The 13,103-nt window shown below is 66.2% G+C and carries 9 protein-coding genes; 2 read left to right on the top strand and 7 right to left on the bottom strand.

Annotated features, from left to right (window positions below; translation table 11 throughout):
• Nucleotides 1-22: 22 nt before the first annotated feature.
• The gene (locus tag ABIE24_RS01165; protein ID WP_354495990.1) at nucleotides 23-898 is read right to left on the bottom strand and encodes an SDR family oxidoreductase; all 876 of its coding nucleotides are present in this window, start codon (nucleotides 896-898) and stop codon (nucleotides 23-25) included.
• A 171-nt stretch (nucleotides 899-1,069) separates the two neighbouring features.
• Between ABIE24_RS01165 and ABIE24_RS01170 the strand changes: the two genes are divergently transcribed.
• Nucleotides 1,070-2,563 carry an FAD-dependent oxidoreductase gene (locus tag ABIE24_RS01170; protein ID WP_354495992.1) on the top strand — a complete coding sequence of 498 codons (1,494 nt, stop codon included), beginning with the start codon at nucleotides 1,070-1,072 and terminating at the stop codon, nucleotides 2,561-2,563.
• 6 nt (nucleotides 2,564-2,569) lie between these two features.
• Here the strand turns inward: ABIE24_RS01170 and ku are convergent, their stop codons facing one another.
• Together ku and ABIE24_RS01180 are read right to left on the bottom strand one after the other, a co-directional pair.
• Nucleotides 2,570-3,409 carry a non-homologous end joining protein Ku gene (gene ku / locus ABIE24_RS01175; RefSeq protein ID WP_354495993.1) on the bottom strand — a complete coding sequence of 280 codons (840 nt, stop codon included), beginning with the start codon at nucleotides 3,407-3,409 and terminating at the stop codon, nucleotides 2,570-2,572.
• A 33-nt stretch (nucleotides 3,410-3,442) separates the two neighbouring features.
• Nucleotides 3,443-3,985 (bottom strand): DUF6328 family protein, encoded by a 543-nt coding sequence (locus ABIE24_RS01180; protein WP_354495994.1) that lies wholly within the window; start codon nucleotides 3,983-3,985, stop codon nucleotides 3,443-3,445.
• A 167-nt stretch (nucleotides 3,986-4,152) separates the two neighbouring features.
• Here ABIE24_RS01180 and ABIE24_RS01185 point away from each other — a divergent pair, with 167 nt between their 5' ends.
• Nucleotides 4,153-4,320, top strand: coding sequence for a hypothetical protein (locus tag ABIE24_RS01185; RefSeq protein WP_354495997.1), 168 nt, complete (start codon nucleotides 4,153-4,155; stop codon nucleotides 4,318-4,320).
• Between the two features lie 57 nt (nucleotides 4,321-4,377).
• Here the strand turns inward: ABIE24_RS01185 and pyk are convergent, their stop codons facing one another.
• The 4 genes from pyk to lgt form a co-directional block, all read right to left on the bottom strand.
• Complete coding sequence (gene pyk, locus ABIE24_RS01190; RefSeq protein ID WP_354496000.1) at nucleotides 4,378-5,820, bottom strand: pyruvate kinase; 1,443 nt, start codon at nucleotides 5,818-5,820, stop codon at nucleotides 4,378-4,380.
• Nucleotides 5,821-5,906: 86 nt separating this feature from the next.
• Nucleotides 5,907-7,364, bottom strand: coding sequence for a glutamate synthase subunit beta (locus tag ABIE24_RS01195; RefSeq protein ID WP_354496002.1), 1,458 nt, complete (start codon nucleotides 7,362-7,364; stop codon nucleotides 5,907-5,909).
• The gene (gene gltB / locus ABIE24_RS01200) at nucleotides 7,357-11,934 is read right to left on the bottom strand and encodes a glutamate synthase large subunit (protein WP_354496004.1); all 4,578 of its coding nucleotides are present in this window, start codon (nucleotides 11,932-11,934) and stop codon (nucleotides 7,357-7,359) included. Before gltB ends, ABIE24_RS01195 begins: the two co-directional genes overlap by 8 nt.
• A 149-nt stretch (nucleotides 11,935-12,083) precedes the next feature.
• Entirely contained in the window at nucleotides 12,084-13,055 is a 972-nt protein-coding gene (gene lgt / locus ABIE24_RS01205; RefSeq protein ID WP_502916219.1) for a prolipoprotein diacylglyceryl transferase, read from the bottom strand.
• Nucleotides 13,056-13,103: the final 48 nt, after the last annotated feature.

Below are 13,103 nucleotides of genomic sequence, written 5' to 3' on the forward strand. Positions count from 1 at the left end.
TACCTCTTCTCGGCGACGCCGGTCACAGGTTCTTGCCGCCGGTGACCGGAAGGACCGCCCCGGAGACGTACGACGCCTGCTCGGAGGCGAGAAAGACGTAGGCGGGTGCCAGTTCTGCCGGTTGGCCGGCTCGGCCGAGCGGTGTGTCCTGCCCGAATGTCACCACCTTGTCCGGCCACGACGTGGCGGGAATCAGCGGTGTCCAGATCGGCCCGGGCGCCACGGCATTCACCCGGATGCCTCGTTCCCCCAGCTGGTCTGCCAGCGCCCGGGTGAACGCGACCTGCGCCGCCTTGGTCATCGCATAGTCGATCAGTTCCGGCGACGGCTGGAACGCCTGGATCGACGACGTCGTGATGATCGATGACCCCGGTTTGAGATGGGGAATGGCCGCCCGGGCGGTCCACATGGGGCCGTACAGGTTGGTTTTGAAGACCCTGTCGAATTCAGGGGTGGGGATGTTCTCCAGGCCCTTGCGGTTCTCCTGGTATGCCGCGTTGAGAACGAGGATGTTCAGCTGCCCGAACTCCTCCACCGTGAGTTCGACGATGTCGGTGCTGTATTGCTCGTCGCGCACGTCGCCGGGAAGCAGGAGGGCACGCTGGCCGGCTTCCTCGACCAAGGTCGCTGTGTCCTCGGCATCGTCCTGCTCCTCGGGCAGGTAGGTGATCGCGACATCGGCCCCTTCCCTGGCGAAGGCGATGGCGACAGCGCGGCCAATCCCGGAGTCGCCGCCGGTGATCAGCGCGACCTGGCCGTTGAGTTTGCCTGAACCGACATAGCTGTCCTCACCGTGGTCAGGACGCGGGTCGGTCCTGGAGGTGAGCCCGGGCTGGTCCTGCTCCTGGCGCGGGAAGTCCTCGGAACTGTACTTCGTCGTGGGGTCGGAATTGGTCACTCAAAGCCTCTCCTGGGACCCGCGTGGCGGGTATCGGGCGGATGGTCCGAGCAACCCTACGTCGCGGCGGCGACGGGGCTCAAGGGGTGGCGCCGCGCCGGGCATCACCAGTAGCGTTATCCGGCTGCGGCCCGGCACCGCCCGCCCGCCCTTGACCGAAGGATCGATCGCATGAGTTCCTCGCCGCTGCACCGCTCACTCTGGCTGGACCGTCCGGCTGCGATCGTCACTGATGCGTGGCGCGCTCTCGACCGGGTGGACGTCGTGGTCCTCGGCGCCGGACTGTCCGGACTCGCCACGGCAGCGATGCTGGCCGGGCAGGGTCAGTCCGTCGTCGTGCTGGAGGCCCGGTCGGTGGGTGCCGTGACCACGGGGAACACCACGGGCAAGGCGACGCTGCTGCAGGGATCGCGACTGTCGCAGATCCGGGAGGCTGCGTCCCACGAACACGCCGAGGCGTACGTGGCTGCGAACCGGGCGGGGCAGGACTGGCTGCGGAGGTTCGCGACGGACAACGGAGTGCACTTCGACGCCCGGACGGCGGTGACGTACGCGGCGACCGATGCCGGCGCGCCCACCGTGGAGGCGGAACTCGACGCGGCATCCGACCTGGGGCTCGCCGTGTCGGCGACACGCTCGCTCGAACTGCCGTTTTCCGTCACGGCGGCTGTGAGCCTGCCCGACCAGTTCCAGGTCGACGCGATGGACGTTCTCGATGCGCTGGTGCGCACAGTGAGAAGGCACGGCGGACTGGTGATCGAAGGGGTGCGGGCTACCGCCATCGAAGCCGGCAACCCGTGCGTGATCTCGACCAGCCGGGGCGATGTCGCCGCCGAGCGCGTGGTCGTGGCCACGGGCACTCCGTTTCCGAAGCGCGGCGCTCACTTCGCCACGCTGATACCGCAACGCTCCTATGCGGTGGCCTGCCGCTGGCCCGGCCACTCGCTCGAGGGAATGTACCTGTCGGTGGACGAGCCGACGCGGTCGATCCGGGATGCCCATCGCGCGGACGGCAGCTACCTCGTCGTCGGAGGCAACGGACACCGAGCCGGCAAAGGCGCGCCGACGGCGGAGCGCGTGGACGACCTGTTCCAGTGGACGGCGACAACATTCGCCGGCACCGAAGCGTCACATCGCTGGTCGGCGCAGGACTACCGGTCGACGGACGAGTTGCCCCATTTCGGGCCGATCACCGCCGGCGACGACCGCGTGCTCGTCGCGACCGGCTATGCCAAATGGGGTCTCACCAACGGGGTTGCCGCGGGGATCGCGATCTCTTCACGCCTGGCCGGCGTCCGGCCGGCCTGGGCGGAGAGTCTCGAGGGCCGGCCTCCCGCGTTCACCGCCGTCGGGAGCACTCTCGGTGCGGGGGCGAAAGTTGCCGGCGACCTCGCCCACGGCTGGGCAACGGCCGAGTTGTCGCCTGCGCCGCCCACGGACCCGGCCGAAGGAGACGGGATCGTCGTGCGCGACGGTGTGTCGCCGGTGGCGATCTGCACCGTGAACGGGATCACACGTCGCCGGTCGGCCGTCTGCACGCACCTCGGCGGCATCGTGTCCTGGAACAACGCCGAGCAGACCTGGGACTGTCCGCTCCACGGATCGCGGTACACGGCGGAGGGCCAGGTTCTGGAGGGGCCTGCGGTCAAACCGCTCGCCGAGTGATCCGCGTCACGCCGGCTTGCTGGTCTTCTTCTTCGCCGAGGTGGTCTTTTTTTTCGCGTCCCGTGACTTTTCCACGCTGCGACGGAGCGCTTCCATCAAGTCGATGACCTCGCCGCTCTCACCGGTGTCCTCCCCGGTCTCGCCGAAGGTGGCATCCGTGTCGACGGCGTCGCCCTGCTCCAGCTTTGCTTCGATGAGCTTGCGAAGCTGGTCCTGGTAGTTGTCGGAAAACTTCTCCGGGGTGAAGTCGTCGGCGAAACTGTCGACGAGAGACGACGACAGTTCCAACTCCTTGGCGGATATGCGCACCGTCTCGTCGAGGGCCGGGAACTCCGCTTTCCTCACCTCGTCCTCCCAGAGCAAAGTCTGGATGAGGAGGACGCCGTCGCGGGAACGCAGCGCCCCGAGGCGCGTCTTCTGGCGGAGGGCGAACTGCACGATCGCGGTGCGGTCGGTCGCTTCGAGGGTGCGACGGAGAAGGACGTATGCCTTCGCCGACGACGAGTCGGGCTCCAGGAAGTAGCTGCGGTCGTACATGATGGGATCGACCTGGTCGCTCGGCACGAACTCGACGACCTCGATCTCGCGGCTCTTCTCTTCCGGCAGCGACGCCATGTCCTCCGCGGTGAGTATGACGGTTCGGTCACCGTCCTCGTAGGCCTTGTCGATGTTCTCGTATTTGATGATCTTGCCGCAGATCTCACAGCGGCGCTGGTAACGGATACGCCCGCCGTCCTTGTCATGCACCTGGTGCAACGGCAGGTCGTGGTCCTCCGTGGCGCTGTACACCTTCACCGGAACGTTGACGAGGCCGAACGTGATCGCGCCCTTCCAAATTGCTCTCATGCCACCAGTGAACACCAGGCGGTGCGAGAGTGCCTAGCCCTTGCGAACCCCGTCTGAGTCCAGCCGTGACACAGCTTTCCGCACGGCGAGCGGAATCGTGAAGCCGAACGCGACGACGATGACGGCGACAACGAGGGCGGCGATGATGCCCGCCTGGCGGCTGATCACGAAGTCGAAGATGAGCATCGCGGTGCCGATCATCGACAGTGAGACGCCCACGAGAACAGCGCGGAGCATCCGGTCGCCGATGGCGACGGTTGCCTTCTTGAGGAGGTGACCGAACATGATCCGGTGGGTGCTCACCGGAAGGAGGCTGAGGACGGTTGTGACGATCGAGACGGACACCAGCGTCAGGTACAGGAAGAGCTGGAACTGGTCGAGTTCGGTGAAACGGGGCTGGAAAGCGATCGCGAGGAGGAACGCCGTGAGGATCTGGGTACCGGCCTGGACCACTCTCAACTCCTGGAGGACATCGGCCCAGTTGCGGTCCAACCGTTCCGACTCCGTCTCACGTCGCCCGTCCCCGATGTCGTCCGCGTCGGGGAGTCGAGGCTCCGGGCCGTTGTCCGTTGCCATGTATCCGCCTTACCTCGTTCTTCCGGGATGCTTCTCCCGTGCTCCGTGTTAACACCGTGCTCGGAAGCCGGTCAAGGGCTTGAGCACGGCTCGCCGCCAGCTTAGTGTTTTCGCAAGATACGGGGGTGCTGACCACCCCTGCTCGGACGCGGGAAGGAAATCGCACCATGACCAACCTGATACCGGACGACGACCCGGTGGAGTTCAACGACGACGAGGACCTGGCCGTACTCCCCGATGAGGACGACGACTTCGACGCCCTGCCCGATGACGAGCGTCCGATCGACGACATCGACTTCGAGACGGACGACGACCTCCTCCCCGAGGACCAGTAGCGGAAACGACTCAGCGCGGGTCCGGTATCCCGGGCCCGCGCTGAACTGACGTATCGACTACTTCTTGTAGGCGGGCACCACTTCGTGGTGGGCGTCGCCGACCTTGTGAACACGGAGGTCGTTCGTCGAGCCGGAGATTCCGGGAGGGGAGCCGGAGATCACGACGACCTTCTCACCGAGTTCCGCCTTCTCGAGTCCCAGCAGCACGTCGTCAACCTGGCCGAACATGGCGTCGGTGTGGGTGACCCGGTCGACCAGGAACGTCTCCACGCCCCAGTTGAGTTGCATGCGACGGCGGATGCTTTCGTCGGGGGTGAACCCGAGGACGGGGATCGAGTGACGGAGGCGCACCATCCGGCGGACGGAGTCGCCTGATTCGGTGAAGACGCAGAGGAATCGCGCCCCGACGAATTCGGCGACCTCGCTGGCGGCCAGGGTGATGGCGCCGCCCTGCGTGCGCGGCTTGGTGCCGAGGGGCGGAATGCGCTCGAGGCCGTGATCCTCGGTCGACTCGATGATGCGGGCCATGGTCTGCACCGTGATCACCGGGTATTCACCGACGCTGGTCTCGCCGCTGAGCATGACGGCATCCGCACCGTCCAGGACGGCGTTGGCGACGTCGGACGTCTCCGCACGCGTGGGGATCGGGCTGGAGATCATGGACTCGAGCATCTGGGTCGCGACGATGACCGGCTTGGCCATGCGGCGGCACAGTTCGACGGCGCGCTTCTGCACGATCGGCACGGCCTCGAGCGGGAGCTCGACGCCGAGGTCGCCGCGGGCGACCATGATGCCGTCGAAGGCGTCGATGATCTCCTCGAGGTTGTCCACCGCCTGCGGCTTCTCGATCTTGGCGATGACGGGGAGGCGCTTGCCTTCTTCGTCCATGATTTCGTGGACTCGCTGGATGTCTTCGGCGTTGCGGACGAACGACAGGGCGATGAAGTCGGCGCCGAGCTTGAGGCCCCAGCGGAGGTCTGCTTCGTCCTTGTCGCTCAGAGCGGGCACGTTGACGGCAACGCCGGGCAGGTTGATGCCCTTGTTGTTCGAGACGGCTCCTGCGACGATGACCTCGGTGGTGACGACGACGCCGTCGGTCTCGAGGACCTTGACCTTGACCTTGCCGTCGTCGATGAGAAGGAAGTCGCCGGGCTTGACGTCGTGCGGCAGTCCCTTGAAGGTGGTCCCGGACAGTTCCCGGGTGCCGAGCACGTCTTCGGTGGTGATCTTGAAGATGTCGCCTTCGGCGAGGTCGTACGGACCGCCCTCGAACTTGCCGAGGCGGATTTTCGGTCCCTGAAGGTCGACGAGCACGGCGACGGGCTTTCCGGCGTCCGCCGCTGCCTTGCGCACATTGGCGTAGACACCTTCGTGGACGTCGTAGGTTCCGTGGCTGAGGTTCATCCTCGCCACGTTCACGCCGGCGTCGATGATCGCGCGGATGTCCTCGTAGCTGGCTGTTGCCGGGCCGAGGGTCGCGACGATTTTAGCTCGTCTCATAGATGTTGCTCCATATTTCTGCGCGGGAATGCGCTGGCGGGATTCAGGGGAGAAGAAGAGGGCGGGCCGAAGCCTCGCCTCTGAGTCTAGAGCGAGATGGCGCGATCGGTCGGGCGGACGGGGGCCGGGAGGCTCGTCTCGCCTTCGAGGTAACGGTCGACGGCTGCTGCTGCCGCGCGTCCCTCCGCGATGGCCCAGACGATGAGGGACTGGCCTCGCCCAGCGTCACCGGCGACGAAAACGCCCGGTTCGCTGGTCTGGTAGTCGTTGTCGCGTTCCACGTTTCCGCGCTCATCGAACGGCACCCCGAGCTGCGGGGCGAGGGAATCCGACTCCGGGCCGGTGAAGCCGAGCGCGAGCAGGACGAGGTCAGCGGGGATCTCCCGTTCCGTGCCGCTCTTCGGTACCCGGCGGCCGTCGATGAACTCGGTTTCGGCGACGCGGATTGCGCGGACGTCGCCGGATTCGTTGGCGAGGAACTCCACCGTCGAGACGAGGTATTCGCGCTCTCCGCCTTCTTCATGGGCGCTCTGGACCTCGAACAGGGTCGGCATCATCGGCCACGGCTGCGTCTCGGTCCTGACCGGTGACGGCTGCTTGCCGATGGCGAGGTTGGTGACGGATGCCGCGCCCTGGCGGTGCGCCGTTCCGATGCAGTCCGCACCGGTGTCACCACCGCCGAGGACGACGACGTGCTTGTCCTCCGCCATGATCTGACCGGCGACGTCGTCGCCGGCGCCCACCTTGTTCTGGGGTACGAGGTAGTCCATCGCGAAGTGGATCCCGGAGAGGTCGCGCCCAGGGATCGGCAGGTCACGCGGAACCATGGCACCGGTCGCGATGACGACGGCGTCGTAGCGGGCTCGCAGGTCGTTCCAGCTGATGTCGACGCCGATGTTCACCCCGGCACGGAAGCGCGTTCCCTCGTCGGCCATCTGCTTGAGACGGGCGTCGATGTGCTTCTTCTCCATTTTGAAGTCGGGGATGCCGTAACGCAGGAGTCCGCCGATGCGGTCGTCACGCTCGTACACCGCGACCGTGTGGCCGGCGCGGGTGAGTTGCTGGGCGGCCGCCAGCCCGGCAGGGCCGGAGCCCACGACGGCGACGGTCTTGCCGGTCAGGCTCTCCGGCGGGTGCGAGTCGACCCAGCCGTTGGCGAAGGCCTGGTCGATGATCGAGACCTCGACCTGCTTGATGGTCACGGCGGGCTGGTTGATCCCGAGCACGCAGGAACTCTCACACGGCGCGGGACACAGCCGACCGGTGAACTCCGGGAAGTTGTTGGTGGCGTGCAGCCGTTCGATGGCCTGCCTGCCTTCACCGCGCCAGGTCAGGTCGTTCCACTCGGGGATGAGATTTCCGAGCGGGCAGCCCTGGTGACAGAACGGCACGCCGCAGTCCATGCAGCGCCCGGCCTGACGCCGCAACTGCGTGGGGTCGCCCTGTTCGTACACTTCCTTCCAGTCCATGAGTCGGATCGGGACGGGACGCCGTTTCGGCAGCTCCCGTTCCGTGACTTTCAGGAATCCCTTGGGATCAGCCACCGGTTACCTCCAGGATTCGGCCCCAGACAACGTCACCGTCGGGGTCGAGACCCTCGGTGACGGCGTCCTGGCGGGTACGCAGCACGGCTGCGTAGTCGCGGGGCAGGACTTTGACAAACTTCTTGATGTTCTCGTCGAACGCGCCGAGCAGGCGGGTTGCGAGCGTCGACCCGGTTTCGGCCCGGTGCCGTTCGAGGAGGTCGCGGACGATCTCGACGTCGGCACTGCCGAGCGCTGTCAGTTCCAGCTCACCGGCAGCGAGGGCTTCACGGTTGACCTGGTCAGGCTTGAGGTCGAAGATGTAGGCGGTTCCGCCGGACATCCCCGCACCGAGGTTCCGGCCAGTGGCGCCGAGGATCAGCGCCAGTCCCCCGGTCATGTACTCGAGGGCGTGGTCCCCAACACCTTCGACGACCGCGGTCGCGCCGGAGTTGCGGACGAGGAACCGCTCACCGACGACACCGGAAATGAACATGCTGCCCTGCGTCGCACCGTAACCGATGACGTTGCCGGCGATGACGTTCTCGGACGCTTCAAAGGTGCTCGACTTCGGCGAAAACACGATGATCTCGCCGCCGGAGAGGCCCTTGCCGACGTAGTCGTTGGAGTCCCCCTCGAGCCGGAGCGTGATCCCGCTCGGGAGGAAAGCGCCGAGGGACTGCCCGGCCGAACCGGTCAGGCGCACGTCGATCGAGCCGCTCGGGAGTCCGTTCTCGCCGTGACGGCGGGTGACCTCGTGTCCGAGCATCGTGCCGACGGCCCGTTCCGTGTTTCGGATCGGGAGGTCGATACGCACCGAGCCCCCGTGATCGAGCACATTGTGGCTTCGTTTGATCAGCTCGACGTCGAAGTGCTTGTCGAGGTCGTGTTGCTGGTCGCGGGCGTGGGTCTTCGGCTCGCCCGGACGGAATACCGGACCGACGAGGATCGGTTCGAGGTTGAGCCCCGACGCCTTCCAGTGCTCGATCGCCGTGTTCGTGTCGATCAGCTCGTTGTGGCCGATGGCCTCCTCGAGCGTGCGGAACCCCAGCTCGGCCAGGTACTCCCGCACCTCCTGCGCGATGAATTCGAAGAAGTTCACGACGAACTCGGGCTTGCCGGCGAAACGTTCCCGCAGCACCGGGTTCTGCGTGGCCACACCGACCGGGCAGGTGTCGAGGTGGCACACCCGCATCATGACGCAGCCGGAGACGATGAGCGGCGCCGTCGCGAAACCGAACTCCTCGGCGCCGAGCAGCGCGCCGATGATGACGTCACGGCCGGTCTTCAGCTGGCCGTCGACCTGGACGACGACCCGGTCGCGCATGCCGTTGAGCATGAGGGTCTGCTGGGTTTCGGCGAGGCCGAGCTCCCACGGTGTTCCCGCGTGCTTGAGCGAGTTCAGCGGGCTGGCACCGGTTCCGCCGTCGTGGCCGGAGACGAGGATGACGTCGGAGAGCGCCTTGGCGACACCAGCGGCGACCGCACCGATGCCCGACTGGCTGACGAGCTTCGTGTGGATCCGCGCGGACGGGTTCGCCCGCTTGAGGTCGAAGATCAGCTGCTTGAGGTCTTCGATCGAGTAGATGTCGTGGTGCGGCGGCGGCGAGATGAGGCCGACACCCGCGGTCGCGTGGCGGGTTCGTGCCACCCACGGGTACACCTTCGTCGGGGGCAGCTGACCGCCCTCGCCGGGCTTCGCGCCCTGGGCGAGCTTGATTTGGATGTCGTCGGCGTGGGTGAGGTACATGCTCGTGACGCCGAAACGTCCGGATGCCACCTGCTTGATCGAACTGCGACGCTCCGGGTCGAGCAGACGGTCGGTGTCTTCGCCGCCTTCGCCGGTGTTCGACTTGGCGCCGATGCTGTTCATCGCGATGGCGAGCGTCTCGTGTGCTTCCTTCGAGATCGAGCCGTAGCTCATCGCTCCGGTGGAGAAACGCTTCACGATCGACTCGACCGATTCGACCTCGTCGAGCGGGACGGGTTCGCGGTTGGCGGTCTTCAGCTTGAACAGCCCCCGGAGGGTCATCAAGTTCTCGGACTGGTCGTCGACGAGGCGAGTGTAGTCGCGGAAGATGTCGTAACGGCGGGTGCGGGTGGAGTGCTGCAGCCGGAACACCGTGTCGGGGTTGAACAGGTGCGGGGACCCGTCGCGGCGCCACGAGTACTCACCTCCCGTCTCAAGCCGTTCGTGCGAGATCTCCGCGGTGTTGAGCGGGTACGCCGACTGGTGCCGTTTGATGTTCTCGGTCTGAATCACGTCGATGCCGACACCACCGAGTTTCGACTCGGTGCCGGTGAAGTACTCGTCGACGAATTCCTGGCTCAGCCCGACGGCTTCGAAGCACTGGGCTCCGGCGTAGGACGAGACCGTGGAGATGCCCATCTTCGACATGATCTTGAGCACACCCTTGCCGAGCGCGTAGATCACATTGCGGACGGCCTTCTCAGCGGTGACACCCTCGATGACTCCGCTGCGGACGAGGTCCTCGCAGGTTTCCATCGCGAGATACGGGTTGATCGCTGAGGCGCCGTACCCGATCAGGGTGGCGACGTGGTGCACTTCGCGCACGTCGCCGGCTTCGACGACGATGCCGACTTTGAGTCGGTTCTCGGCACGGAGCAGGTGGTGGTGCACGGTGGCGAGCAGCAGCAGCGACGGGATCGGGGCGAGGTCCTTGTTCGAGTCGCGGTCGCTCAGCACGAGGAAGTGGGCGCCGGCCTCAATGGCCTCGTCCGCCTCAGCGCAAATCGCGGTCAGGCGGTTACGGAGGGCATCCGGACCCTCGTCGAACCGGTAGAGCCCGCGGATCGTCGTTGTCGTCCTGGAGCCGTGTACCGGGTCGATGTGCTGGATCTTCGCCAGTTCGTCGTTGTCGATGACCGGGAAGTCGAGCACGACCTGGTGGGCGTGTTCGGGGCCGGAGCTGAGCAGGTTCCGCTCCGGGCCGAGGCCCAGCTTCAGCGAGGTGACGACCTCTTCACGGATCGAGTCCAGGGGCGGGTTCGTGACCTGGGCGAACTGCTGGGTGAAGTAGTCGAAGAGCAGCCGGGGGCGCTTGGAGAGCGCCGCGATCGGGGTGTCTGATCCCATGGCGCCCAGGGGCTCGGCACCGGTCTGACCCATCGGGCGCAGCAGGATGCGCACTTCCTCCTCCGTGTACCCGAAGGTGCGCTGACGCCGGGTGACCGAGGCAGGGGTGTGCACGATGTGCTCGCGTTCAGGCAGGTCGTTGAGGTTGATCCGCCCCGCGTCGAGCCATTCGCCCCACGGCTTCGACGCGGCCAGTTCGGCTTTGATCTCGTCGTCCTCGATCAGCCGCTGGGCTTCGGTGTCGACGAGGAACATCTTGCCCGGGCGCAGGCGGCCCTTGCGCTTCACCCGCTCCGGAGCGATGTCGAGCACGCCGATCTCGCTTCCGAGGACGACCAGCCCATCGGTGGTTTCGAGCCACCGGCCGGGCCGAAGACCGTTGCGGTCGAGGGTGGCGCCGACGAGGGTGCCATCGGTGAAGGTCAGCGCTGCAGGCCCGTCCCACGGTTCCATCTGCATCGAGTTGAACTCGTAGAAATCCCGGAGATCCTGGGCGAGACCGGTCTGCTTCTCCCACGCCTCCGGCACCATCATCATCATCGCGTGGGGCAGGGTGCGGCCGGTGAGGGTGAGCAGCTCGAGCACCTCGTCGAAGGACGCCGAGTCGCTCGCCCCGGGGGTGATGATCGGGAGCAGGGGGCGGATGTCTCCGAGGAGCTCCGATTCCAGCTGCGACTGGCGGGCACGCATCCAGTTCCGGTTGCCTTCGACGGTGTTGATCTCACCGTTGTGGGCCATCATCCGGAGCGGCTGCGCGAGCGGCCAGGACGGGAAGGTGTTCGTCGAGTAGCGGGAGTGAACGATGGCGAGCTTCGACGTGAACCGTTCGTCGCTGAGGTCAGGGTAGAACGGCTCGAGCTGGAGCGTCGTCACCATGCCCTTGTAGACGAGGGTGCGGCACGACAGGGAGATGAAGTAGCCGTTCAGTTCCCGTTCGACGCGTTTGCGGAGACGGAAGGCCTGGCGGTCGAGGGCGATGCCGGAGATCGGCTCACCGGCATCCGTCGTGATCGTGCTCGACACGAACAGCTGCTCGAACGCGGGCATCGCGTCGTGGGCGAGCCGGCCGAGGTTGTCGTCGTCGGTGGGGACGGTGCGCCAGCCGAGGACGGTGAGGTCCTCGGTCCCGGCGAGGCGTTCGATGCCGGCCTTCAGGTCAGCCCGCTCGTCGTCGTCGAGGGGCAGGAACGCGATGCCGACGGCGTACTGCCCGGCAGCGGGCAGGTCGAAGCCGGCGACGGCGCGCAGGAACTCGTCGGGCACCTGGGTCAGGATGCCGGCACCGTCACCGGTTCCGGCGTCGGAGCCGATGGCCCCGCGGTGTTCCAGGTTTCGCAGCGCGTCGAGCGCGGAAACGATGATGTCGTGGCCCGCGGTGCCACGGAGGGTGGCAACCATCGCCAGGCCGCATGCGTCCTTCTCGCTCGCAGGGTCGTAAAGACCCTGGGCAGGGGGAACGAGGCTGAACTGGGAAAAAGTGGGTCGAGGCTCCATCGAATAACCGTCCTCACAGGGAAATATCGGCGGTGGGACGACGATGGCCCAGGAAAAAAATTGAGGGTTCGTCGCCCAGCGGGAGGTCTGAATGATCTCACACGCCGGGCGATTGTCTTATCGGTTGACAGCCGTTGGTGCGGGCAGACCTAGGATTTTGAGCCGATCTCACTTGTGGTGGCGGCCTCAACCGATGCGGGAACGGTTTGCTCGGGCTCGCCGAGATCCACGTAATCCGAATCGGTGCGTGAAGATTCTACCCCAGCGGGCGCACCTTCCCAGCCCCGGCCGGCCACGTACGGTCCCGGCTCGACCCCCGGGTGCCGCCGACGCTGGACGACGAGGAGAACGATGCCGACGATCACGGCGAGCAGGGCAGCCCAGACGTTGACCCGCAGGCCGAGGAACACCTCGCTCGGGTCGATCCTGATCGATTCCCAGACGATGCGGCCGGCGCCGTACCAGATCAGGTAAAGGCCGAGCACCTTGCCCCACTGCAGCTTGAGCATCCGCTCGAGAAGGAGCAGCACGGCGACGCCGGCGAGGTTCCAGATCACTTCGTAGAGGAACGTCGGGTGGAACAGGGTGCCTGCCGGCAGGCCGAGGGGCCAGGCAGCATTCGACTCGTCGATCTCGAGCCCCCATGGCAGGGTGGTCGGCGTTCCGAACAACTCCTGGTTGAACCAGTTGCCGAAGCGTCCGAAAGCCTGGGCCAGCAGCAGCCCGGGGGCGACCGCATCGGCGAAGGTCCAGAACCGGATGCCGGTCAGCCGGCAGCCGATCCACGCTCCGATGGCGCCACCGAGGAGTGCACCGAAGATGGCGATGCCGCCCTCCCAGATGTAGAAGACCCGCATCAGGTCGGCGCCGGGGTAGAAGTAGTCGTCCGGGTGGGTGAGAACGTGGAAGATCCGAGCACCGATGATGCCGAGCGGTACCGCCCAGAGGATGATGTCGAGCACGATACCGGGTTCGGCGCCGCGCTTCGTCAGCCGGGCGTTGGTCAGGAACGCGGCAGCAACGATGCCGACGAGGATGCAGATGGCATAAAAGTGAATCGTGAAGTTACCGAGCTGGATCGAACTGATGTCCGGGCTCGGGATGCTCAGGTGGATGGACACGTGGTTCCATGCCTTTCTGGGGTTGCTGTCGTTCGTGCGCGGTTAACT

Source organism: Mycetocola sp. 2940 (assembly GCF_040548835.1).
Lineage (GTDB): Bacteria > Actinomycetota > Actinomycetes > Actinomycetales > Microbacteriaceae > Mycetocola_A.